Source organism: Pseudomonas sp. S35, from assembly GCF_009866765.1.
Lineage (GTDB): Bacteria > Pseudomonadota > Gammaproteobacteria > Pseudomonadales > Pseudomonadaceae > Aquipseudomonas.
Genome location: NZ_CP019431.1, coordinates 3,747,415 through 3,771,051, shown reverse-complemented (window position 1 = coordinate 3,771,051; position 23,637 = coordinate 3,747,415). Strand labels below are relative to the sequence as shown.

Genomic DNA, 23,637 nt, shown 5'->3' with positions numbered 1-23,637 from the left:
AAAGTGTGGGAGGGAGCAAGCCCCCACCCACTGTCAGTAGATGTCTTTGGACAGCAGTGTAAAGGGCGTCTTCAGCAGAATCTTGATGTCCAGCCACAGCGACCAGGTGTTGATGTAGCGCAGGTCGATATCGACGCGCTGTTGCATCTTCTCCAGGGTTTCGGTCTCGCCTCGGCAGCCGTTGACCTGGGCCAGGCCGGTAATGCCTGGCTTGATCCGATGGCGCGCCATGTAAGCGCGGATTTTCCCCGAGTAGTAGTCGTTGTGTGCAATCGCGTGGGGCCGTGGGCCGACCAGCGCCATATGCCCTTGCAGTACGTTGAACAGCTGCGGCAGCTCATCGATGGAGGTGCGCCGGATAAACCGACCCACCCGTGTGATGCGCGAATCGTTGCGGCTGGCCTGGCGTACCTCGTGGTCGTCATGGACACGCATCGAGCGGAATTTCCAGACCTTGATCACCTCGCCATTCCAGCCGTGGCGGTCCTGCTTGAAGATCACCGGGCCGGGCGAGGTGAGTTTGATCAGCAGGGCGAACAGCAACAGCAACGGGCTCAGCACGATGATCGCCAGCAGGGCAAGGCTCTTGTCCAACAGCGACTTGCTCAGGGCGGCGGTGGGGCGGCTGGTCAAAGGGCTCTCGTTGAGGAAAATCGCCGGCAGTCCGTCCACTTCGGCCACGCAATGATTGAGCAGCAGCATGTTATTGAGGTCTGGCACCCAGATGACATCCACGCTGATGTCCAGCAGGTTGAGGTACAACGCCTCGATGTGAGTCGCTTCCTGCAGTGAGTGGGTGATGTAGAGCCGACGAATGCCGTGCTGGCGGATCAGTTGGGGCAATTGCGGCAGCTCGCCGAGTATCTGCGGTTGCGCATCCTCGCCAGCTTCCACGCGGCTGCCGACCAGCCCAACCAAGGGCGAGCGTTTTTGCCGAGAGAGGGTTCGGGCCAGGTCGACGGCCAGTTTGCCTGTACCTACAATCAATGACTTATGGCGTTGGTGAAGTTGGCGATGGTAATAGCGCGACAGGCTATGCAGCGGGATGTAACACAGCGCCAACAACGGATAACTGACAGCGGCCCACAGCAACAGTATTTCCAGGGGGAACACTGCACTGGCATTACACGCCACACCCACGACGAACAGGATGCCCACTGTCAACAGCCAGCCCATGAACAGCCGCCCTAGGCCCACCCCATAATCATCCTTTTTGCTGTAGACATCGCACAGGCTATAGGCAGGCAGGGAGGCCAGTATCGTAAAAGCAGCCAGCACCCGGTAGTTATACTCAAGTTGTCCAGTTTTGAAAAACACCAACATAAATAACAGCGTAACGACCAAACCTGACGCCAGTGTCCACTGGCCCCAGAACGTCAAACCCTTGGGGCTCAGGTTGCGATGCATTCTAGTGTTATTCAGCATAGTTCTGCTCCCGGTGGTAACAGGGTTTAATCAAGTTGCGCACTAACCGCATAAAACAACAGGCACGCGCGAGCGCGTGCCGATTGATAGTAATCAACGACAGAAGGCATTGGCTGACGAGTTATAACAAGGTCAATCTTGACTTATTAAAGTGGGTGTTATAAATGGGCGGGTAAAGAGTGGGGTAATAGGCAGGGTTGTTGATAAATGGTGACGTTTTGTTATTGTTTTTATCGACGCGAAGGGTGCTGATCAAGCGGTTTTTTTATTTTTTGTGTAAGGCAATAGCCACGGTTCCTGACCGCACGAAACAGACGCTCACCATCGTTGGCGCGCTTGAACTTTTCCTGCAGGCGACTGAGGCACATCTCCAGCCCTCGGTACTGTTCCGGCTCGCGCCCTATATTGCGGATCAGCTCTTCTTTGCTGACCACGCGCTCTTCATGGTGCAGCATCTTTTTAATCAAGGCGGACTCTATGGTGGTCAGTGCTATGCGCAGGTTGCCTTTGACCAGTGTCCGGTCATGCTGGGTGAGTAGCCAGAAATCCTGAGGATAAAACTGCGGCCGTTCGGCACTGCTCTGCTGATTCGGCGTGTTGTCGGGGGCTTTGGGCGGGAGGGTTCTTGATTCTGGCCGCGCCGCATTGAAGGGTAGGGATTGAAGGGTGTGCGTGGGGAGCGCGCTTGAATCGTAGCGGAACAACTCTGCATTGGGCGTGAAGTCGTGCAGGGCTATGGCAGGAAGCGTGGGGGTAAACGCGTATTTCTTTAGGGAGCTCATAGTGTCCACCGAGATCAGAGGAGTGCAGGATTTTATAAGCGGTCAACAGGGGAGTAATAACCGCCCTGAAAGTATTCGAACGGCAAGTTTTTAGCCAGCATTGCGCTGTCGGCAAACTCGACCTGGTCGGCAATGAAGCAGACCCTCGTGGCGTCGATCAGCTCTATCATTCGGTCGTAGAGCCGGTCGAACAGGTCTGAGCGCGTGTTCAAACTCAGCCGAAGGGCTGCGTCTGGAAACGGCATCTTTATATAGTCGTAGAGTTTCAGGTCTATCAGCAGGTCACCTTGCTTTGTATCGAACGTGTAGTTGTTGTAGGCCAGCTTGATACCGCTCTGGTCTTTGAGCTTATACAGTTGACGTACCATCGCGCGGCGTTCTACGGGGCCGGGCAGTGCGTCCAGTGGGTTATGAATGCTGAGCGTGAGGTGTTGCCGGTGGTTTTCCAGGGCCTGGGCGGCGTGAATCATCTGCGTGAGGATGCTCTCGTTCATCAAGGCCGACTGATCCATGCGCAGGAACATGTGGCTGGCGGCCTGGAGCGGCAGGCGCCGCGGGTTGATGCGCTGCAAAGCCTCGCGGTAGGCAAGTTCGGGCCACTCCTGATTGCCAGGGCACAGCACACTTATTTCACTGCCCCACAAAGCATGGTTGCGTGAAACAATGGCCTGCCTGGCCAACTGAACAGCCACCTTTTCCACGGGTGGTAGTTTCTGGCTATTCACGGTTCTACCTCTCCTTGGCGGGATGGCAATGGCTGGCGCATATAAGGCCGCGGCTGAGTTTGTAGCCGTAGCCGCGAATGTTTTGAATGATGTTTTCACCGCAGTGCGCTTTGATTTTACTGCGCAGGCGACTGATGGACTTTTCCAGGGCCCTGGAATCGTAATACTTGGTATTGAGCCCCATGACACCGGCGATCTCGTTGTGACTGAGAAGTCTGCTGTGAATAAGGGCTTCTAATACTTTCATCTCGACGAAGGATATTTCCAGCCTCTTGCCGTCACCATAAATACACATGCGGTCCTGATCGAGTACCAATCCGCACTGGGTTAGCCGAGCGCTCTCGCTGAGAAATTCATCAAACAGGCTCAACTTTTTTTCAGGCGAAGTTTCGAGCACCTTTATGCAGTAGTCCGCACCGGCTAGGTAGTATTTTGTTTTGCTGAGCGTGGAGGCGAATGTCACCACAACAAATATGGTGCCGCCTGGGTTCTCGGTTCTGGTTTTTCTTATGATGTCCAGGGTTTGATTGCTGGCAGAGGGTGTGTCAATTTCTATAATAATGGCACGGTAGTGTGCATGAATTTCCTGGGTGTCGGTTAGTTGCCCATAGCAACGTGTATCGACTTTTAAATTATTCGGTACAGTGCGAACTATCAGTTCCCGAAAGTCCTCCGACTTCGATGGAGTCCGTGCAATAGCGAGGACATTGGAAAAATGCATTACCCTACTCCCTTTTGCGGCATGCAAGGCCGTCAGTTCAATCGCTGCTAGCATCTAGATACTAATCGAATTGATTACGGCCAAGCGTGACAAATTTTAACATTCGTCACGTTATTTTCGAGGGCGGGCGGGGAAGTTAGCGACTTTTGCACAGGGCTTTGCGAGAACTTACACATAGGCTAGTGCAAATTTTTAATGCTCGGTAAGTATTTTAGCTTTAACAATTTTTTCGCTGGGCAGGGTTTAAGCGTCGTCCGTTTAAGCGGCGTAAGGGGACGCTGATGATCGGGTCAAAACGGTGACCCCGTTAAAGCGCAGACGAAAAAAAACCGGCTGATCAGGCCGGTTTGGAGTGTCCCTCGAACAGAGAGGGTTATGCGCGGTTTTCCATCAGGCGGTCCGACCCACTTTCAGCAACGCGGTTTTCCAGCAAGCGATCCGAACCACCTTCAGCAACGCGGTTTTCCAGCAGGCGATCCGAACCACCTTCAGCAACGCGGTTCTCCATCAGACGATCCGAACCGCTTTCAGCAACACGATTTTCGATCAGGCGATCTGCACCGCCTTCAGCGACAACAGGGTGGGCAAATGCGTTTGCAGCGAGTACCGAGAAAGCGAGGCTAAGCAAGATTTGGCGTTTCATGATGGTGTGCTCCGAGTGTTTTAGTTTGGGTGTTGCCGGGTATGGGTTTGATGTTACGCGTTGCATTTTTTAAGAGAACTTCATTGCGCTGATGGTGACTATCGATGCCGGCGATGGTCCGTTTCGAGGGGCCATCGCCAGGCGGGTCAAGGCATCTGCGGCCGTTCCAGGGGGCGCAGGTCGAATACGAGCACTTCGGCATCCTGGCCTTGGCTGACGTGAATATGCTGCTCGTCACGCACTCGGGCACCGTCACCTTCCTGCAGGCGATGGCCGTTGATTTCCACGCTGCCCCGGGCCACATGGATGTACACGTGGCGGTCCGGCGGCAGGTCGAGGGTTGCGGCTTCGTCACCGTTGAACAGACCGGCGTACACCCTGGCGTCCTGGCGGACGCTCAGGGAACCGTCGCTGCCGTCCGGCGAGATGATCAACTGCAGGCGCCCACGCTTTTGCGCCTCACTGAAGTGCTCCTGCTGATAACGCGGCTCGGCACCGGCGACGGCGGGCACGATCCAGATTTGCAGGAAGTGCACACCCAGGCGTTGGCTGTGGTTGAACTCGCTGTGGGCCACGCCGCTGCCAGCGCTCATCAGTTGCACATCGCCGGGGCGAATCACTGAACCGGTGCCCAGGGTGTCTTTGTGTTCCAACGCGCCTTCGAGCACATAAGAGAAGATCTCCATGTCGCGGTGTGGGTGCTGGCCGAAGCCTTTGCCGGCGGCGACGCGGTCATCGTTGATTACCAGCAGGTCGGAAAAACCCTGTTCGTCAGGGTTCCAGTAGTTGGCGAACGAGAAGGTGTGGAATGACTTCAACCAACCGTGATTGGCGGCGCCGCGTTCCCAAGCTTTGCGAAGGGTCAGCATGGTGGTGTCCTCAAGTGGGCAGCTGGCTGCGAGATGCAGGGCGCTTGCGTTGAGAAGAAGGTTACTGGTTACTGAAATATTCATTAAGAAGCTGAAATCTGAATAACTGTCTCTTTCAGATTGACAGTAAAAGGCATGCCATAATGTCTACCGTTTTCTTCCCCTTGATGGATTCTTCCCGTATGAAAACCGTGGCCATGGCGCTGTTCCCGGACTTCCTCCTGCTCGACATGGCCGGGCCGCTCGAAGTGTTTTCCATCGCCAACCGCTACGTGCCGGCGGCGGCGCATTATCAGATCCTTACCATCGGCACCGAGGCCGGCCCGCTGCGTGCATCCAATGGTGTGGTGGTGCAGACCGACCTGCTGCTGGAGCAGGCCGACGGCGCCTATGACCTGTTGCTGGTACCCGGCGGCCCGGGTGCCTATAACGAATGCCATCCTGCGCTGCTACCTTGGCTCAAGGCGGCGGCGCAGCGGGCACGGCGCTTCGGCTCGATCTGCACCGGCGCCTTTGTGCTGGGCCACGCCGGGCTGTTGGACGAGCACCGCGTGACCACCCATTGGCACTACACCGAGCGGCTGATCAAGGCGTTCCCCAAGGCTATCGTCGAAACCGACCGCATCTACCTGCAGGATGGGCGACTGATTACCTCGGGCGGGGTCACGGCCGGTATCGACCTGGCGCTGTCCATCGTCGCCCAGGACCACGGCAAGCAGGTGGCGGTGGATGTGGCCAAGGTGCTGCTGGTGGTGATGAAACGCCAGGGTGGCCAGGCCCAGTTCAGCCCGATGACGGCGGCTGTGGCGCCCCATGAAACCGCGATCACACGGGTGCAGCACCATGTGCTGGCGCACCTGGGACAGCCCTTTACCATCGAGTCCATGGCCGAATTGGCGGGCATGAGTGCGCGCCACTTTGCCCGGCTGTTTGCCAAGGATGTGCAGATGACGCCGATGGCTTTCCTGCAAGGCGCACGTATCGATCGTGCCCGCCAACTGCTGGAAACCACTGACCTGCCGCTCAAGACCGTGGCCTTTCATGCGGGTTTTGGCAGCGTGCGGCATATGCGCTTTCTATTCAGCGAAAAGCTCGGCCTCAACCCCACCCAATACCGACAGCAGTTCAGTTAACGACAAGATGTCCGTCTAGCGCACCTGATTGTCCGTGTCGCTCCCTGTGCCAGCATTGTCCTGTCATGGGTAGCTGGCAAGAATAGCGTCGAGCCCACGGAAAAGGATGCGCGGACGCCCAAGGCCGGGCGTTTCAGCGCGATTACAGACATGAACGACTCTCAGGCGATTGACGCGGATAGCACGCTGCGCTTCGGCGCGTATGCCTTTCACCGACACCAGCGACTGGTCAGCAAGGCTGGCTGGCCGGTGCCCCTGGGCGGTCGGGCGCTGGATATCCTCGCGGTGCTGCTCGAAGTGCCTGGGCAATTTGTCAGCAAGGCGGCCCTGATCGAGCGGGTCTGGCCAAACAGCGTCGTCGAAGAGAACAACCTGCGGGTCCACATCGCCGCACTGCGTCGCGCCCTTGACGGCCCGCGCCTGATCCTCAACGATCCCCAGCAAGGCTACTGCTTCGCCGCCCCGGTGCACGGCGCGGTGACGGCCGTGATACCGCAACACAACCTGGGGGCGCGGCTCAGCCCGCTGATGGGGCGCGATGAGCTGTTGGGCGTGCTGGTACGGCGCTTGTCCGGTCAGCGGCTGATGACCCTCACAGGCTGTGCGGGTGTGGGCAAGAGCAGCCTGGCCCTGGCCTTGGCCCAGCGGGTGTTGCCGCGCTACCGCGACGGTGTGTGGTGGGTCGACCTGGCCACCGTAGAGGCGCCGATGCTGATGGTGCGTCACCTGGCCACGACGCTGGATCTGCAGCCTTGCGCCACTGCCAGTGAGTTGTGCCGCCAATTGTCCAATCGTCAGTTATTGCTGGTACTTGACGGTGCCGACCTGCTGCTGGGTGCCTGTCGCCAGCTACTGCGCTTACTGCGCGAACAGGCGCCCCAGGTCAGCGTGCTGGTGAGCAGTCGTGAAGCCTTGCTGGTGCCGGGTGAGTGGCTTTTGCGTGTGCCCAGGCTGGCACTCCCTGCGCCGTCGGCGCTGCTCAGCGTGGAGCAGGCGATGGCGTGTCCGGCGGTGCAACTGTTCGTCGCCCGGGCGTGCGCCGGGCAGCAGAACTTCATGTTGCGCCTGCAAGACTTGGCGCCGCTGGGGGATATCTGCCGGCGCCTCGACGGCCTGCCACTGGCCTTGGAGTTGGCGGCTGCGCAGGTAGACGCCTTGGGCGTGCACGGTTTACAGGCGCAACTGCGCAGCGGTTTGCAGGTGCTGACCCGAGGCCGGCGCACGGCGGTGGAGCGTCATCGATCCCTGACCGCCACCCTGGATTGGTCATACGAGCGCCTGAGCCTGCCGGAACGCTGGTTGTTCCTGCAAATGGGGTTGTTCAGGATGGCGCTGACGTTGCCCGCGTTGAGCGAGTTGGTGGCCGGCACCGAGCTGGAACATGCCGACTTGCCTCACTTGCTGGCCCGGCTGGTGAACCTCTCGCTGTTGACGCTGGAGCCGGGCCCTGGCCTGGGGCGTTATCGCTTGCTCAATTGCATGCGCAGCTACGCCTTGGCGCAACTGCGCGATCCAGGCCAGGTAGCGCGTTTGCAGCAAGGCTACGGGCATTATTTGGGGCCGTTATCAGGCCGGCCATTTGTCCTGCAACTCATCGAGCAGGCCGCGCACGCAGAGTAAGTCCTGGGTGGCGAAACCTTCGGTAAAACGGCCATAGACGGAGTTCAGCAGGCTGCGCGCCGCCTCGACGCGACCTTGCTGCTGCCACCGCCGCGCCAGTGAAGTGGCGCAACGCAACTCCCAACCCAACGCGCCTTGCTGGTGCGCCAGGCCCAGGGCTTCGAGCAACAGCGCTTCGGCCGCAGGAAGGTCGGTCATGGCGTCGGCGCGCACGCGCAGGATCTCTGCAGTGCACCAGCCGGCAGCACCGTTCCTGGCCCGCTCGAACAGCGCATCATCCACCTCGACGGCATTGAACGTCACCAGGAGGTCTTTCACCAGGCCCAGGCCCAGGCCCTGCACGTCAGCGATCGGCAGCGTGCCGTCGTAGCATTGCGCCCAGGTGTGGAACAGCTGCACCGAATGTTTCTGCGCCTGTTGCAACAGCAGGTCCACCTGATCGCGGGCGGTGACGGTGTCGCCGTTGTAGTGGGCAATCACCACGCCGGCCAGGGCAAGGGTGTAGCAGATCGACGTGCCGTGGTTGATCTGCAGCGCCAGCGCCAGCGCCTGGCTTGCCGTACGCCACGCGCGCTCGGGGAAGCCGCGCAGCCACAGGATGCGCGCAAGAATGGTCAGCGAGGCCACGCTTTGGTCGTATTGCACGCCAAAACCGTGGGTAAACCGATTGAGGTGGCCACTCTGGGCCATGCGCTGGACCACCTGTTCGGCGTTATACAACGCCAGCGCCTGGTTGCCGGCGAAGTGCTGCGCCAGCACCCGCAGGCGTTGGGCACTGAGGTCCAGCAACGGATCTGCCTGGGGGCCCAGTTGGTCGAAATGCAGGCTTTGCACCAGCGCCTCGCGGTAGTTGCCGCCGCACAGGTTCACCGCCATCTGCCCCGACACCGCACGCAATTGCCCAGCAAGGTCCTTGCCGGCTTCCGCCAGGCGCCGTGCGCAGGCAAAGGCGTCAAGGGTTTGCGGTGTGTCGCCCTGGGTATGATAGGAAAAGCTGCCCAGGGCCAGTTGCAGGGCCATGTGCAAACGCTGGCTCGGCGCGGGTAGTTGCCCCAGTCGCGCCAGGGCCTTGCCAACGTACAGGCCGTGTTCGCGCAGCAGCGACAGCTCCTGCCACAACGGCATGGCGCTGACCGTGAGGCGGATGCCCAACAGGTGCGTACCGTGGTCGCCCAGGCCCCAGTCGAGGGCGGCGCGAATGTCTTCACGCAGCGGCGCGTAGCGTTCGATCCACAGCTCGGTGGCGATCTGCTCCCACTCGTCCTGAGCCTGGTTCATCAGGGTCAGGCAGCGGTTGGCGTGGCGCTCGCGGGTGGCGTTGAGTTCGTCGGCAACGCTGAGTTGTTCCAGGGCGTAGGTGCGGGTGATGTCCAGCAGGCGGTAGACCATCTCGTCATCCCCGGGCTCTGCGTTGAGCAGGGACTTGGCCACCAGTTGGCTGATCGAGCCCAGTACCTCGGACGGCACGATCTGTTCGCCCGCAATCACTGCCGCCGCACTGGCCAGGCTGAAGCCTCCACGGAACACCGCCAGGCGGCGCAGGCAGATCTGCTCGCAGGCCGTGAGCAAATCGAAGCTCCAGTCCAGCGTTGCGCGCAAGGTCTGATGACGGGGCAGGGCGCTGCGGCGGCCGCGGGTCAGCAAGCGAAAATTGTCTTCCATCTGCACCAGCAGCTTTGGCAGGCCGAAGCGCTCGATCTGCGCTGCTACCAACTCGATTGCCAGGGGAATGCCGTCCAAGCGCTGGCAGATATCAATCGCCAGGGGCAACTCGGCGTCGCTCAGTTCGAAACTGTCTTGTTGGGACATCGCCCGTTCGATCAGCAATTGCAGGGCCGGGTAGCCCAAGGCCTGGGCGCGGTTGCCGGTGGCGGGCGGGCAGGCCAGTGGGGCGAGGCGCTGTACCGATTCGCCCTCGGCGCGCAGTGCCTCACGGCTGGTGGCCAGGATGTGCAGCCTGGGCGCATGGCGCAACAGGGTTTCGCTGATCAGCGCGATGTCGTCCAGCAGGTGTTCGCAGTTGTCGATCACCAGCAGCAACTGGCGCTCTTGCAGGCGGCGCGCAAAGGTCGCCAACGGTTCGTGTTCGGTGTGGGTGAGGTCCAGCAAGGCGGCGAGGTTGGGCAGGATCATCGACGGCGCGCTCAGGGGCGTCAGGTCCAGCAGGCGAATGCCGTCGCGGTAGTGCCCGATCAGCAATTCCGCCACGCGCAACGCGACGGTGGTCTTGCCGATGCCGCCGGCGCCGGTCAGGGTGATAAAACGTTGTTCGGGCAACTGCTGCACCAGGCTGTCGATCAGCGCCTGGCGGCCGAGCATGCGGGTGCGGCGCAGCGGCAGGTTATGACAGGGGCGTTGGGGGGCACCATCGGTGGGTAACGTCATCGGTTCGATGCTCAGTGGGGCAACAAAACTGTAGCCGCGCTGGGCCACCGTGACGATATAGCGCTGCCCGGCCTGGCCATCGCCCAATGCCTTGCGTAACGCCGCCATATGCACCCGCAGGTTGCCGTCTTCCACCACGGTTGTCGGCCAGGCGCGGGCGATCAGTTCCTGTTTGCTCACCACATTGCCGGCCTGCTCCAGCAGGATCAGCAGGATGTCCACCGCCCGCCGCCCCAAGCGCAATGGGCGACCAGCCTCCAGCACCAGGCGTTGGCGCGGGTGGATGCGGTAAGGTCCGAAGTGTACGGCCTGGTCACTGAGGTCACTCATGGGTGGCCGTGCTCTGGAAACGGTAAGTGGCCAGCATAAGCCAGGTGCATGCAGACCACTAGGCAGCGATCTCTTGGGGCTTGTGCCGCTGTTGGTGATTTCGCCAGGTCATTGGGTTGACGCCCTCGCTTCGGGTGAACATATGGCAAAAATGCGCCTGGTCGCAGAAGCCACACTCCAGGCTGATTTGCGTCAGGCTCAAGGAGGATTGGGTGATCAGCTCCTTGGCCCGCCGGATCCGCTGCTGGCGGATCCATTCCTGGGGCGACAGCCCGGTGGTGCATTTGAACGCGCGCGAAAAATGGCTACGCGACAGTGCGCACGCCTGGGCCAGGTCGGCAATTGCCAGGCTTTCGCCGAGGTTGGCCAGGATCAGCTGTTTGGCAATGCGTTCACGCCGGGCGCATAGGCCTCCGGTCGCGGACAAGCGAGGAGCACAGAACTCAGGTCGGGCCATGACGGATATCCGCAGTCGATGGGAGCGTTCCCGGTGAATGGATGCAGTGTAGATGGCACTCATCTTGTTGGCGGACCGTCGGGCTGACGAGTTAATCGTTGTTAATTTCGCCAGGTTTGGCGGCAAAAAACCGTCGAAAAAGACAGCACAGGTATGCAATCTGCCTATCTGTTTGCATGCTTATCTGTAGGTCTGAAACCGTTTGGATATCGCCATGAACCGCAACGACCTGCGCCGCGTCGACATGAACCTGCTGGTGATTTTCGAAGCCTTGATGTTCGAGAAGAACCTGACCCGGGTCGCCGAAAAACTTTTTATGGGCCAACCCGCGGTAAGCGCGGCATTGGGGCGCCTGCGAGACCTGTTCGACGACCCATTGCTGCTGCGTAACGGGCGGGGCATGGAGCCCACGCCACGTGCACTGGCCATACTCAAGGAGCTGCAACCGGCTATGGACACCATTTCAGGCGCCGTCAGCCGCGCCAAGGATTTCGACCCTTGCACCAGTTGCGCGGTGTTTCGTATCGGGCTGTCCGACGATGCTGAGTTTGGCCTGTTCCCACCGTTGCTCAGCCAACTGCGAGAGCAAGCGCCGGGGATCATCGTGGTGGTGCGACGCGCCAACTACCTGCTGATGTCGGCGTTGCTGGCCAGCGGCGAGATCTCGGTAGGGGTCAGCTACACCACCGAACTGCCGGCCAATGCCAAACGCAAGAAGCTGCGGGATATTCCGTGCAAGGTCCTGCGCGGCGATGAGGGTTCGGCGCCGTTGACCCTGGATGAATACTGCGAGCGACCCCATGCGATGGTGTCGTTCTCGGGGGACCTGAGCGGCAATATCGACCTTGATTTGGCGCGCATCGGCCGTGCGCGGCGGGTGGTGCTGGCGGTGCCACAGTTCAGCGGTTTGCGGGCGCTGCTGGCGGGCACGCAGATCATCGCGACGGTGCCGGATTATGCGGCGTGTGCGTTGACCGAGGGCACCACGCTACGTGCTGAAGACCCACCGTTTGCGATTGATGCAGCCGAGTTGTCGATGGTCTGGAGTGGCGTGCATGACAATGACCCGGCGGAGCGGTGGTTGCGGGGGCGGATTTGCGAGCATATGGCGGGGCCGGTTTGAGGCTGTATGCCAACAGCCACAAAAAAGTACATCTGCTTTCGTGCGCCCAGGCAGCCCGGATTGGTCACCTGTTCTTCCACGCAATTGGATATTCCTGCGGCCCGGCCCGGTGACTACGCTAGCCACCAATCCCACCGTTCTGGAGTATCACCATGCACGCCCGTACCGACTTCTACACCGCCTCCCCAGACGCCATGAAAGCCATGCTCGCCCTGGAAGCCGCGGTCGGCAAACTGTCCATCGAATTGCCCTTGCTGGAACTGATTCGCCTGCGTGTCTCGCAGATCAACGGCTGCGCCTTCTGCCTGGACATGCACACCGCCGATGCCCGCAAGGGCGGCGAGACCGAGCGTCGCCTGTACACCCTGTCGGCCTGGCGCGAAACGCCGTTCTTCACCCCGCGTGAACGTGCGGCGCTGGCCTGGGCCGAGAGCCTGACCCTGATCAGCCAGACCCACGCTCCCGACGAGCACTTCAACGCACTGGCCGTCGAATTCAACGCTCAGGAGCAGGTCGACCTCAGCGTGGCGATCGCCACCATCAACAGCTGGAATCGCCTGGCCGTGGGGTTCCGCAAGATGCCTGAATAAGGCTTCAGCCTGATTTGAAATAGCCGCGCGGCGTGGTGCCGGTCATGCCCTTGAAGAAGGCGATCAACGCGCTGTCGCTGGCAAACCCCAGTTCAAAGGCGCAGTAGCCGATGCTGCGCCCGGTGGCGAGCAGCTCGATGACGCGCATCAAGCGCCACTGCTGGCGCCATTGCTGATACCCCAGGCCGGTTTCCCGCAGGAAGATCCGGCCGATGGTCTTGGTGCTGGCGCCGATCTGCTTTTCCAGGTCTTGCAGCGTGGGCGGCAATCGTTTCAGATTGGCCAGCAATGGCGCCAGGCGCTTGTCCCGTGGCAAGGGCAGGAGCATCGGTTGCTCGGCCGCACCCTGGATTTCTTCCAGGCACAGCGCCAGCAAATGGGCATATCGGCCTGTGTGCCAATCGGTTTCGAAAGGGGCCATGGCCATCGGTTCCAACACCGCCCGCAGTAAGACGCTCACTTCGATCACCCGTACCTGTGTCGGCAACTGGGTGGCCATGGCCGGGCTTACGTACACCGAACGGTAATCGACGGCCTTGCTCATCACCGCGCGGTGATGCACGCCGCAAGGTATCCACGCTGCACGGGTCGGCGGCAACAGGCACAGTTGATTGTCCAGGGTAATGCGGGTGCAGCCCTGTTGGGTAAACAGCAGTTGACCGCGACGGTGCAAGTGCAGGCCGGAGTCATGGTCACCGAGGAGGGCGGCGATGCCAATGACGGGCGCCGGGTAGCTGTCCGGGTCGAACGATGCGTCGGCGGCGAGCCAAGCCATGGGTTTGTCCGATTTCATGGGTTAATTGTCGAAGTCTGGATAATACCCCAGCCCACGCTGCTTAAAATCCTTCCGATTGTTTTCCTGTGAAGGTCCTGTCCATGACATCGAAAAACCTGTTGGTGCTGGCCGTGGCGTTGCTGATGTTTCCGCAATTGGCCCAAACTCTCTACAGCCCGGCCCTGGGCGATATCGGCCAAGCCTTCGCGGTCGGGCCTGAACGCGCCGGGCAGACCCTGTCGGTGTACTTTCTGGCGTTTGCGTGCGGGGTGGTGGTATGGGGCCGGTTGTGTGATCGCTGGGGCCGGCGCCCGGTGATGTTGGCCGGGCTGGGGCTGTATGTTGCCGCCACGCTGCTCGCCTTGAGTGTGAGTACGTTCAACGGCTTGCTGTTGGCCCAGGCTCTCGCGGCCTTTGGTGCTGCAGTCGGTTCGGTGGTCACGCAGACGGTATTGCGCGACCGCTTCCACGGCGCGCAGTTGGCCCAGGTGTTTTCCGTGATGGGCATTGCCCTGGCTGCCAGCCCGGCACTTGGCCTGTTCAGTGGTGCGAGCCTGGTGCAGTACTTCGGCTATCGCGGCATGCTCACGGGCTTGCTGTTGATGGCGGCGGTACTGTGGGTCGCCTGCGTATGGGCCTTGCCCGAGACGCGTGCGGCCTTCTTGCCGACCTCACCGCTGGGCCAAACCGTGGGCCTGATGCTCAGGGATACCGGGGTATGGCGTTCCGTCGGCCTGGTGGCAGCGTTCAATATTGCGCTGTTTAGCTACTACAGCGTGGGGCCGTTTATCTTTGCGCGGCTGGGTTTGTCCGCTGCCGAATTCGGCTACAGCGGTGTGTTGCTGGCGCTTGGATCGGGGCTTGGGGCGTGGCTGAACAAGGCCTTGCTCAAGCGTGGCATGAATGGCGAGCAGTTGGTGTTGGCCGCTGCCGGGGTGGCGTTGCTGGGCGGCCTGTCAGTACTGATGCTGCAAGACAGCTGGCTGTTCGTATGGCCGATGCTGCTGGTGGTGCTGGCGTTCGGCATGGCGATCCCCAACGTACTGGGGGCGGCGCTGGTGGCGTATCAAGATCGCCTGGGCACCGCCGCTGCGGTATTTGGCTTGCTCTATTATTTGGTGATTGGCGCCGGACTCACCCTGGTGGCCTGGGCGCAGGACCTTGGCTGGAGCCTGTTGACCTGCGGCCTGACGGCGCTGTGGCTGGCAGTGCCGCGGGTGTTCAGAAGTTGACCGAAGCACTCAGGCGCGCCGTCAGCGGCGCGCCCTGGAACAGATAGTCATCGCCCATGTACTCGCCCGCGTCGCGCCAGTAGCGCTTGTCGAACAGGTTGTCGACGCTCAGGCGCAGCACCGTCTCGTAGCCGTCGACCTTGGTGGTGTAGCGGCTGCCGACGTTGACCACCGCATAATCCCCCACCTCCACATTGCCGCTGCGGTTGGCGTACTTCTTGGCGCTGTATTGCACGCCGCCGAGCACCGCCAGGCCATTGACCCACGGCAACGCATAGTCGGCATAGACACTGGCGCGCAGCTTCGGCACGTTGATCGTCTGGTGATCTTCGTATTGCGGCGTGCCGCTGCCGCTCACCCGTGCGCGGATGGCTGCGACGCTGGTGGAGATTTGCAGGCGTTCAGTGGCCCAGCCATTGGCCGAAAGTTCCAGCCCGGTGTTTTTCTGCTCGCCCTGCCGCACATAGGTGAAGTCGCCGGCAGCGTCGGGCTTGGCGTACTGATAGGCCTGGCGGGTCTGGAACACGGCGGCGGCCAAGCTGATGCGACGCCAGTCGTATTTCACGCCGGCTTCGATCTGGCGGGAGGTGGTGGGGGCCAGGGTTTCATCGGCGTTGGTGGCGAACCACGGCGCCGTGCCGCCCAAGGACAGGCCCTTGCTGTAGCTGGTGTAGAGCGAGACGTTTTCAATCGGTTTGTAGATCAGTGACGCCTGGGGCAGGAACACGTATTGCTGGGTATGGCGGGTCTGGTTGCCAGTTTCGCCGTCAAAGGCCTTTTCATCCAGGCGCACCTCACGACCACCGAGGATGGTTTGCCATTGCTCGTTGATGCGGATGCGGTCGGTGACGAACACGCCGTATTGGCGGCTGTCGAGGTTACGGTGGCTGTCATTCAGCGGTTTGTCGGTGGGGGTGAACGTCGGCGTGTCTTCGTCGATGTTGCTGGTGCCGATGTACTCGTTGACCGACTTGCGCTTGTCGATCACCCGGCGGAACGCACTGGTGCCGAAGGTCAGCTCATGGCCGATACCTGCGGTGTCGAACAGCCCGGTCATGGCCGCCTGGACTTCATCGTCGCGGCGGGTGTCGTCGGGGCTGCGGTAGTCGTAGACGTCGTAATTGCCCTCGGGGCTGAAGGTGTTGGGCACCTTGGCCGTGCAACTGGTCGAGCCGTAGCAGCCCCAGGCAAACGAACTGTAGTCGTCGATCACCACCTTGCTGCGCGCCGCACTCACGCTGCCTTTCCACTGATCGCTGAACCGGTATTCAAACTTGCCGCTGAGGTTCAGCGAGTCGATGCCGACCTGCTTGGAACCACTCTGATGGCCGAGCAGTTTTTTCGGCGATGCGTCGTGGGGCACCTCGGTGCCGCCGAGCAATTGATAACCCGGCACCGAGCGCTGTTGCTTGTTCTGGTATTCGGCGTCGAGTTGCAGCACGGCGTCGGGGCTGATGTTCCAGTCGAAGGCCAGGGACACAAAGTCGCGCTGGCCATTGGCATGCTCCACATAGGAATTGAGGTCTTCGTGGGCCACGTTGGCGCGTAGCCCGAACTGCTGCTCGCTGCCAAACCAACCGCCGACATCGGTGGCGATATAACCGCTGCCGCGATCATCGGTGGACACGGTCACTGAACGCACATCTTCCGGGCGCTTGGTCACATAGTTGATCACGCCGCTGGGCTCGGAGATCCCGCTTTGCAGGCCCGCCAGGCCCTTGAGCACTTCGACGTGCTGCTTGTTTTCCAGGGCGACGTTCTGCTCGCCGGTGATGGTGCGCCCGTTGATCTTGTAGCTGCTGGCGGCATTCAGCGAGAAGCCGCGCACCACGAAGTTTTCGTAGTAGCCAATCGGTGCATAGCTGTCGCCCACCGAAGCGTCGTTGCGCAGCACTTCGCTGAGCAGGCGCGCTTGCTGGTCTTTGATCAGCGCGGCGTTGAGCACGGTGATCGAGGCCGGTGTGTCCAGTAGCGGCGCTTCATTGAAGCCGGCGACCGAGGCGGTGTCCGCGTGATAACCGGATTCATCCTGGCCCTGGACGTTCAGCGCCGGCAGTTCGATGTCTGCCGCGAAGCTATGGCCGATACCGCCGCTGAGCAGCAGACCGAGGGCGAAACGTGACGGGACGACGGGACGAAAACGCAAAACCATGGGGGCAGGGCCTTAAAGCGCAGGGCGGGGGGCGCATAAGCTAGGCATAACGGCGCACTTTTACAAGTTATCGAGAATGGTTCTTTCACGTCGCCAGCAACCGCACAGGCGGGTGAACCGCCTTTGTGGTGAGCGGGCTTGCCCCGCGCTGGGTGGCGAAGCCGCCCCAAACCATGCAACTGGGTTCTGGCGGATACTGCGCGGTGTGTTTATTGGGGCTGCTGCGCAGCCCAGCGCGGGGCAAGCCCGCTCACCACAGAAGCGGGCTCACCACAAAAAAACATGTCCTCAGGAGCGCTTGAGGGTCTCGCTTGGCAGCTCTTTGAACAGCGCACGGTAGCTGTGTGAGAACCGCCCCAAATGCCAGAACGACCAATTCATCGCCACTTCAGCCACGGTGCTGTCGACTGAGGCCAACAACTCGCGCCGCGCCCCATTCAACCGGCGCAACCTCAACCATTGCGCCGGGCTCATCCCGGTGTAGGTCTTGAAGCCTTGCTGTAATTGGCGCAACGGCACGCCGGCGATCTGCGCCAGTTGCAGCAGGTTGACGGTTTCATCCGGCGCGTCGGCCGCCCATTCGCCAATGCGCGCCATCAACTGGCGTTCTTCACTGCGTTTTTGCAACGAGCTGCGGTCCAGGCACACGCATGCGTGGTCGAGGATAAACAGGCAGTCGTCGAGCAGTTGCTGGGTGAGCGAGGCGGGGTCGGCGACCGTGGACAAGCGCGTCAACGTGCCGCTGAGCCAACGGCTGAACAACGCGTTCTGCTGGCCGGTCAGCGGCGCCATGAACAGGCCTTCCAGCTTCGCCACATCCAGCCCGTGGTGCTGCACGAAGTGCGGCCCGAACACCACCGCCACTTCGCGGTAGTTTTCCGGGGTGATCCAGGTGTTGCGGCTTTCGCCATTGAGCAAATACAGCGTGTGGTCACTGCCATCGAAACAGAACGCCAACGAGCCCGGTGGCGCATTGAAATGCTGCTCCACCCGCGTGTTCATGCTCTCTTCGTACACCTGCACGCCTTGCAGGTCGAGGTAGCGGACCTGCCCGGCAAAGTGCCCGGGAGACATCTGTTGGTACTGCTGCACCCAACCGGGTGTCGCACTGCATTGAGCGGCCACATCACCGGTGGTGAAGGCCTGTACGCGCAAAGCGGCTGCTGGTGTCATGGGCGATCCGTGCGCACTCTATTGGTGCGCTGTACGCGGGGCAAAGTGGATAGATGCCGTAGGACGGCGGGTTCAAGATAGACCTCAATGCACCGCGAGTACAAGCCGATGGCGCATCCAATCCATGCCGAGGTCCTTATGAACGCTCCCTTCGATCAGCTGTCCGCCTGGCGAAAGAACACAAGATTACCGAAGTCGAATGTGTGATCAGTGACCTGACTGGTATCGCACGCGGCAAGCGTGAGTTCCTGCTGTTGAGCGTCTAAAAAAACCAAGAAGGGGTGTCGATATGCGTCTTGTGAACAAGCTTCTCCCGCTGGCCCTGGTGGCCGCATTCAGCAGCGCCAGCCAGGCCGCACCGACGGTCAGTGTCTACAACTGGACGGACTACATCGGCGAGACCACCTTGGCCGATTTCCAGGCCAAGACCGGGATCAAGGTGATCTACGACGTGTTCGACTCCAACGAGACCCTTGAGGGCAAGTTGCTGGCGGGGCGTACGGGGTATGACGTGGTGGTGCCGTCCAACCATTTCCTGGCGCGCCAGGTAAAGGCCGGCGCGTTCCTCAAGCTTGACCGTGCGCAACTGCCGAACTTCAAGAACCTCGACCCCAAGCTGCTCGCGCTGCTGGAGAAAAACGACCCGGGCAATGCGCACTCGGTGCCTTACCTGTGGGGTACCAACGGCATCGGCTACAACGTCGACAAGGTCAAACAAGTGCTCGGCATCGACCATATCGATTCGTGGGCGGTGCTGTTCGAACCGCAAAACCTCAAGAAACTCAACCAGTGTGGCGTGGCCTTCCTCGATTCGGCGGATGAACTGTTCCCGGCGATCCTCAACTACATGGGCAAGGATCCGCGCAGCGAAAACCCCAAGGACTACCAGGAAGCTGAAGCCAAGCTGCTGACGCTGCGCTCGTACATCACCTATTTCCACTCGTCCAAGTACATCTCGGACCTGGCCAACGGGGATATCTGCGTGGCCTTCGGTTACTCCGGCGACGTGTTCCAGGCGGCCAACCGCGCCAAGGAAGCCAAGAACGGCGTGAACATCGCTTATTCGATTCCCAAGGAGGGCTCCAACCTGTGGTTCGACTTGCTGGCGATTCCCGCCGACGCGGGCAACCCGAAACAGGCCCACGCGTTTATCAATTACCTGCTCGACCCCGAAGTGATTGCCAAGGTCAGTGCTTCGGTGGGTTACGCCAACGCCAACCCGGCGGCCAAGGCCTTTATGGACCCGGAGCTGGTGAACAACCCTGAGGTGTATCCGTCGCAGGAAGTGCTCGACAAACTCTATATTTCCACCACGCCGTCCCCGGCGACCATGCGCCTGATGACCCGTGCGTGGAGCAAAGTGAAGACCAATAAATGATTCAATCCAATGACCACGCCCGGTCCTACTACCGGGCTTCGGCCAATGCCATGCCTGAACGCCCGTCCCTGGACACCGACCTGACGGTGGATGTGTGCGTGATCGGCGCGGGGTTCACCGGCATCAACACCGCCATCGAACTGGCCCAGCGCGGGCTCTCGGTGATTGTGCTGGAGGCCCGGCGTGTGGGCTGGGGCGCCAGCGGGCGCAATGGCGGGCAACTGATTCGCGGGATCGGCCACGATGTGTCGGGGTTTGCCAAGTATGTGGGGGAGGAGGGCGTGGCCTACTTGCAGCGCGCCGGCATCGACTCGGTCGCGCTGGTGGGCGAGCGTATTCGGGAACACGGGATCGACTGTGACCTGCGCTGGGGCTTTTGCGAACTGGCCAACACACCGGCGCAGTTCGCGGCGTTCAAGGCGGAGCAGGCGGGCCTTGGGCAACTGGGTTACACCCATCAAACCCGACTGGTCGGGCCGCAGGACATGCAGCAGGTGGTGGGCTCGACGGTGTATGCCGGTGGCCTGGTGGACATGGGCTCCGGGCATTTGCACCCGCTGAACCTGGTGCTGGGCGAGGCGCAGGTGGCCGAGTCTGTGGGCGTGCGAATTTTTGAGCATACCGAGGTTCTTGAATTGATCCACGGCGACACCGTCCAAGTACGCTGCGCCGCTGGCACGGTGCGCGCAGCCACCTTGGTACTGGCCTGCAATGCGCACCTGGAAGACCTGGAGCCGCGTTTGAGCGGCAAGGTGTTGCCGGCGGGCAGCTACATCATCGCCACCGAGCCGCTATCCGAAACGCTGGCCAACCAACTGATCCCGCAGAACCTGGCGCTGTGCGACCAGAAAGTCGGCCTGGATTACTACCGCTTGTCGGCCGACCGGCGCCTGCTGTTCGGCGGCGCCTGTCATTACTCCGGGCGCGATCCGGCAGACATCGCCGCGTACATGCAACCCAAGCTGCTCAAGGTGTTCCCGCAACTGGCCGACACCGCGATTGCGTTCCAGTGGGGCGGCAAGATCGGTATTACCGCCAACCGCTTCCCTCAGGTCGGCCGGTTGCAGCAGTACCCGAATGTGTTCTATGCCCAGGGCTATTCCGGCCACGGGCTGAACGTGACTCACTGGTGTGCACGGCTGCTGGCCGAGGCGATTCACGCTGGGCACAGCCACGGCCTGGATATTTTCAGTCAGGTGCCGCACATGACCTTCCCCGGTGGCAAAGCGCTGCGCTCGCCGCTGCTGGCGTTGGGGATGGTGTGGTATCGGTTGCGGGAGTTGATGCATTGAAAGGCGTGGCGTGGCAGGCTGGGCAACGTTTTCCTACCACTTCTGGAGATTTACCGTGCCAACAGCATCTGCAGTGATTGAAATCCCGGTATCGGCCGACACGGTCTGGCAATTGGTCGGCGGCTTCAACAGCCTGCCGGATTGGTTGCCGCTGATCGCCAAGAGCGAGCCAGGCGAGGGCGGCCGCTTGCGTCACCTGACCACCGCCGACGGTGGTGCGATTGTCGAGCGTTTGCAGACCTTTGATAACGTGGCGCGCACCTACAGCTATACCATCGAACAATCGCCGTTTCCGGTGAGTGCGTACCTGGCGACGGTTCAGGTTGAGGCGTTGGGCGAATCGTCGGCCAAGGTGACATGGTCTGGCGTATTTACGCCGGTGGCGGGCACCACCGATGCAGCGGTGGAAGCGCTGTTTGCCGGGGTCTACAAGGGTGGGGTTGAGGCGCTGCGGGCGAATTTCTGAGCTGATCAGATCTATTGGGCACCGCAGGGCCGATGTGGGAGGGGGCAAGCCCCCTCCCACATTTGGACCTCATTGGCCTATGGGTCAGGCTTCGGGCATCAGTTGCTGGCGGCACTCCAGCACTAGCCTTGCGCCGCCTTGCTCGCTGGTGCCGACGTCCAACTTGAATCCGTGCAAATTGATAATCGCCGCCACAATCGACAAGCCCAATCCAAACCCACCTTGCTGGTCGCTTTCATCCACGCGATAAAAACGTTGGAACACCGCTTTGCGTTCCGCCGCCGGTATGCCTGGCCCGGAGTCGTGGACTTCGATGCGGGTGCTGCCGCCATCGTTGACCCCGCGCAAGATCACCTCGCCACCCGCCGGGCTGAACTTGATCGAGTTGCTCAGCAGGTTGGCCAGGGCTTCGAACAGCAGCGCGCGGTCGCCGGTGATCCAGGGCAGGGAGTCGGGTACTTGCAGTAAAAGCTGCAGCTCGCCTTCTTCAGCCAGGGGCAGGTAGAAGTCGTGCAATTCGCGCAGCAGTGGCAGTGGGTCCATGACCAGGAAGCCGGAACGGCGCTGGTGGTCTTCCAGTTCCGAGATACGCAACAGCCCGCGAAAACGCGCCATCAGGGTGTCGGTCTCAGCGATGGCGTCGTCCATTTGCAGCGCATGGGGTGATTCGGCTTCGGCCTGCTGCTTGATGCGGTACAACTGCGCGCGCAAGCGCGTCAGCGGGGTGCGCAGGTCGTGGGCGATGTTGTCGCACACACCTTTGACCTCGTTCATCAGCTTCTCGATGCGGTCGAGCATGGCGTTGACGATGGCGGCGAGCATGTCCAGTTCGTCACGGCGGTTGGACAGTGGCAAACGGTGGGTGAGGTCGCCTGCGACGATGGCTTCGGCACTGGCCTGGATCCCGCGAATCCGCCGCAACGGGCGGCGGCGCAGCAAGTGCCAACCGGCCACGCCGGGGATAATCGTCAGCGACAGCGCCCACAGCAATGCATGCCAGATGATCCGGGTTACGCCGAACAACGAGCCGTTGGCACGTACCAGCACCAGCCACCGGCCGTCGTCGGTGTGGGTGGCCACGGCGTCGCAGCTGTCCTTGGGCAGTTTGGGGTCGTCGGAGTCGACGCAATTGCTCAGGGCGTGGATCTTGCCGTCCAGCGGCAGGTCGGGCGGTATTGCGCGGATCGGCCCGCTCAAGGGGCGGAACTGCTCGTCGAACAGGCCATAGGCGTCCACGCCCTTCATGTCGAAGGTCATGCTGGTGGTCAGCGCTTCGACCAGTTCTTCACCGTCAAAGCGCTGGAACAAATGCTGGCGCTGCATCAACGAGTGACGCGACAGGTCGCCCAGGTAACCGGACACCTCGTAATACAGCACCCCCATGAGGATGCAACTCCAGGCCACGAACAGCGAACTGTACAGCGCCAGCAAGCGGCTGCTGGAAGAGCGCCAGCCCTTAGAGGGGTTCAGCAATGACATAACCGGAACCTCGTACCGTGCGGATCAGCGGCGTGAGGCCCGGTGGATCGATTTTCTTGCGCAGGCGACCGATGTGCACATCGATGAGGTTGGTGCCGGGGTCGAAGTGATAGCCCCAGACTTCCTCGAAGATCATCATCCGCGACAGGATCTGCCCGGTGTTGCGCATCAGAAATTCCAGCAACTTGTATTCGGTGGGCAACAGGCTCAGGGGCTGCTCGGCGCGGCTGGCTTCGCGGCTGATCAGGTTGAGTTCCAGGTCGGCCACGCGCAGTGCGGTTTCGAATTCCTTGACCGTGCTTTTGCGGCGCAGCAGCACTTCGACGCGTGCGGCCATTTCATCGGAGGCGAACGGCTTGGTCAGGTAGTCATCGCCACCGGCGCGCAGGCCACGCACACGCTCGTCCACGTCGGAGAGGGCGCTGATCATCAGGATCGGCGTCGAAACGCCAATGGTGCGCAAGGTGGTGACGATGGCCAGGCCATCCAGCTCAGGCAGCATGCGGTCGAGGGTGATCAGGTCGTAATCACCACTCACGGCGCGGACCAGACCTTCGCGGCCGTTGTCCACCCAATCTACGTCCAGTCCATGGCTACTCAGCTCGGCGACGATCTCGCGGGCCGTTACGGCGTCATCCTCGATGGTCAAAATGCGGGTCATAGGAGTACCTGGTGAGCGATTCACACTTGAAGTGGACACATTTTGCCAAGGTTTGCCTGAACGCTTCCTAAATTAAACTTCATCTTGGCAAAACTGACACAGATTTCATGGCGGGCGCTGGCCGGTGTACGAGGGCTTGTGGATGATCGGCGAGAGATTGCATAAAGCCCGCCGGCAACAGCCTTATCTTGCAAGTTGCATGCTTCAAGTAAGTTCAATTTACTTA

At 61.0% G+C, this 23,637-nt stretch carries 20 protein-coding genes and 1 pseudogene; 8 read left to right on the top strand and 13 right to left on the bottom strand.

Going from position 1 to position 23,637, the window contains the following annotated elements:
• Positions 1 to 33 precede the first annotated feature (33 nt).
• The 6 genes and pseudogenes from PspS35_RS16615 to PspS35_RS16590 all read right to left on the bottom strand — a co-directional run bounded on the left by PspS35_RS16615 (position 34) and on the right by PspS35_RS16590 (position 5,165).
• Positions 34 to 1,425 (bottom strand): undecaprenyl-phosphate glucose phosphotransferase, encoded by a 1,392-nt coding sequence (locus PspS35_RS16615; protein WP_159935824.1) that lies wholly within the window; start codon positions 1,423 to 1,425, stop codon positions 34 to 36.
• 230 nt (positions 1,426 to 1,655) lie between these two features.
• On the bottom strand, positions 1,656 to 2,207 hold the full coding sequence (locus PspS35_RS16610; RefSeq protein WP_159935823.1) for a helix-turn-helix domain-containing protein: 552 nt from the start codon (positions 2,205 to 2,207) through the stop codon (positions 1,656 to 1,658).
• Between the two features lie 32 nt (positions 2,208 to 2,239).
• The gene (locus tag PspS35_RS16605) at positions 2,240 to 2,932 is read right to left on the bottom strand and encodes a hypothetical protein (protein ID WP_159935822.1); all 693 of its coding nucleotides are present in this window, start codon (positions 2,930 to 2,932) and stop codon (positions 2,240 to 2,242) included.
• Between the two features lie 4 nt (positions 2,933 to 2,936).
• Complete coding sequence (locus tag PspS35_RS16600) at positions 2,937 to 3,653, bottom strand: winged helix-turn-helix domain-containing protein (protein ID WP_159935821.1); 717 nt, start codon at positions 3,651 to 3,653, stop codon at positions 2,937 to 2,939.
• 379 nt (positions 3,654 to 4,032) lie between these two features.
• Positions 4,033 to 4,296: pseudogene (locus tag PspS35_RS16595) on the bottom strand (phage infection protein); the annotation flags it as partial.
• Between the two features lie 146 nt (positions 4,297 to 4,442).
• Positions 4,443 to 5,165 carry a pirin family protein gene (locus tag PspS35_RS16590; RefSeq protein WP_159935819.1) on the bottom strand — a complete coding sequence of 241 codons (723 nt, stop codon included), beginning with the start codon at positions 5,163 to 5,165 and terminating at the stop codon, positions 4,443 to 4,445.
• Between the two features lie 182 nt (positions 5,166 to 5,347).
• On the opposite strand from PspS35_RS16590, the gene PspS35_RS16585 reads away from it, so the two are divergent.
• Together PspS35_RS16585 and PspS35_RS16580 are read left to right on the top strand one after the other, a co-directional pair.
• The gene (locus PspS35_RS16585; protein WP_159938058.1) at positions 5,348 to 6,298 is read left to right on the top strand and encodes a GlxA family transcriptional regulator; all 951 of its coding nucleotides are present in this window, start codon (positions 5,348 to 5,350) and stop codon (positions 6,296 to 6,298) included.
• Between the two features lie 150 nt (positions 6,299 to 6,448).
• Positions 6,449 to 7,918 carry a winged helix-turn-helix domain-containing protein gene (locus PspS35_RS16580; RefSeq protein ID WP_159935818.1) on the top strand — a complete coding sequence of 490 codons (1,470 nt, stop codon included), beginning with the start codon at positions 6,449 to 6,451 and terminating at the stop codon, positions 7,916 to 7,918.
• Here PspS35_RS16580 and PspS35_RS16575 read toward each other — a convergent pair.
• Positions 7,865 to 10,633 (bottom strand): winged helix-turn-helix domain-containing protein, encoded by a 2,769-nt coding sequence (locus PspS35_RS16575; RefSeq protein ID WP_159935817.1) that lies wholly within the window; start codon positions 10,631 to 10,633, stop codon positions 7,865 to 7,867. The two genes, PspS35_RS16580 and PspS35_RS16575, sit on opposite strands and share 54 nt — an antisense overlap.
• A 58-nt stretch (positions 10,634 to 10,691) precedes the next feature.
• Entirely contained in the window at positions 10,692 to 11,090 is a 399-nt protein-coding gene (locus tag PspS35_RS16570) for an AraC family transcriptional regulator (protein ID WP_159935816.1), read from the bottom strand.
• Between the two features lie 214 nt (positions 11,091 to 11,304).
• On the opposite strand from PspS35_RS16570, the gene PspS35_RS16565 reads away from it, so the two are divergent.
• Together PspS35_RS16565 and PspS35_RS16560 are read left to right on the top strand one after the other, a co-directional pair.
• The gene (locus tag PspS35_RS16565; protein ID WP_159935815.1) at positions 11,305 to 12,213 is read left to right on the top strand and encodes a LysR family transcriptional regulator; all 909 of its coding nucleotides are present in this window, start codon (positions 11,305 to 11,307) and stop codon (positions 12,211 to 12,213) included.
• Between the two features lie 152 nt (positions 12,214 to 12,365).
• On the top strand, positions 12,366 to 12,803 hold the full coding sequence (locus tag PspS35_RS16560) for a carboxymuconolactone decarboxylase family protein (RefSeq protein ID WP_159935814.1): 438 nt from the start codon (positions 12,366 to 12,368) through the stop codon (positions 12,801 to 12,803).
• A gap of 4 nt (positions 12,804 to 12,807) precedes the next feature.
• Here PspS35_RS16560 and PspS35_RS16555 read toward each other — a convergent pair whose 3' ends face one another.
• Positions 12,808 to 13,578 carry a helix-turn-helix transcriptional regulator gene (locus tag PspS35_RS16555; protein WP_159935813.1) on the bottom strand — a complete coding sequence of 257 codons (771 nt, stop codon included), beginning with the start codon at positions 13,576 to 13,578 and terminating at the stop codon, positions 12,808 to 12,810.
• 101 nt (positions 13,579 to 13,679) lie between these two features.
• Here PspS35_RS16555 and PspS35_RS16550 point away from each other — a divergent pair, with 101 nt between their 5' ends.
• Positions 13,680 to 14,810 (top strand): MFS transporter, encoded by a 1,131-nt coding sequence (locus tag PspS35_RS16550; protein ID WP_159935812.1) that lies wholly within the window; start codon positions 13,680 to 13,682, stop codon positions 14,808 to 14,810.
• Here PspS35_RS16550 and PspS35_RS16545 read toward each other — a convergent pair.
• Together PspS35_RS16545 and PspS35_RS16540 are read right to left on the bottom strand one after the other, a co-directional pair.
• The gene (locus tag PspS35_RS16545; protein ID WP_159935811.1) at positions 14,800 to 16,962 is read right to left on the bottom strand and encodes a TonB-dependent siderophore receptor; all 2,163 of its coding nucleotides are present in this window, start codon (positions 16,960 to 16,962) and stop codon (positions 14,800 to 14,802) included. The genes PspS35_RS16550 and PspS35_RS16545 overlap by 11 nt on opposite strands.
• A 288-nt stretch (positions 16,963 to 17,250) precedes the next feature.
• Positions 17,251 to 18,135, bottom strand: coding sequence for a helix-turn-helix domain-containing protein (locus tag PspS35_RS16540; protein WP_159935810.1), 885 nt, complete (start codon positions 18,133 to 18,135; stop codon positions 17,251 to 17,253).
• A gap of 289 nt (positions 18,136 to 18,424) precedes the next feature.
• Between PspS35_RS16540 and PspS35_RS16535 the strand changes: the two genes are divergently transcribed.
• The 3 genes from PspS35_RS16535 to PspS35_RS16525 are packed head-to-tail and all read left to right on the top strand — an operon-like array spanning position 18,425 to position 21,271.
• A complete protein-coding gene (locus tag PspS35_RS16535; RefSeq protein ID WP_159935809.1) occupies positions 18,425 to 19,513 on the top strand; it encodes a polyamine ABC transporter substrate-binding protein in 1,089 nt (362 codons plus the stop codon).
• A complete protein-coding gene (locus tag PspS35_RS16530; RefSeq protein ID WP_159935808.1) occupies positions 19,510 to 20,805 on the top strand; it encodes an FAD-binding oxidoreductase in 1,296 nt (431 codons plus the stop codon). Before PspS35_RS16535 ends, PspS35_RS16530 begins: the two co-directional genes overlap by 4 nt.
• Positions 20,806 to 20,860: 55 nt before the next feature.
• Positions 20,861 to 21,271, top strand: coding sequence for an SRPBCC family protein (locus PspS35_RS16525; protein WP_159935807.1), 411 nt, complete (start codon positions 20,861 to 20,863; stop codon positions 21,269 to 21,271).
• A gap of 84 nt (positions 21,272 to 21,355) precedes the next feature.
• On the opposite strand, the gene PspS35_RS16520 is transcribed toward PspS35_RS16525, so the two are convergent.
• Together PspS35_RS16520 and PspS35_RS16515 are read right to left on the bottom strand one after the other, a co-directional pair.
• On the bottom strand, positions 21,356 to 22,750 hold the full coding sequence (locus tag PspS35_RS16520) for a HAMP domain-containing sensor histidine kinase (RefSeq protein WP_159935806.1): 1,395 nt from the start codon (positions 22,748 to 22,750) through the stop codon (positions 21,356 to 21,358).
• On the bottom strand, positions 22,728 to 23,411 hold the full coding sequence (locus PspS35_RS16515; protein WP_003219726.1) for a response regulator transcription factor: 684 nt from the start codon (positions 23,409 to 23,411) through the stop codon (positions 22,728 to 22,730). The genes PspS35_RS16520 and PspS35_RS16515 overlap by 23 nt, the downstream gene beginning before the upstream one ends.
• Between the last annotated feature and the right edge of the window lie 226 nt (positions 23,412 to 23,637).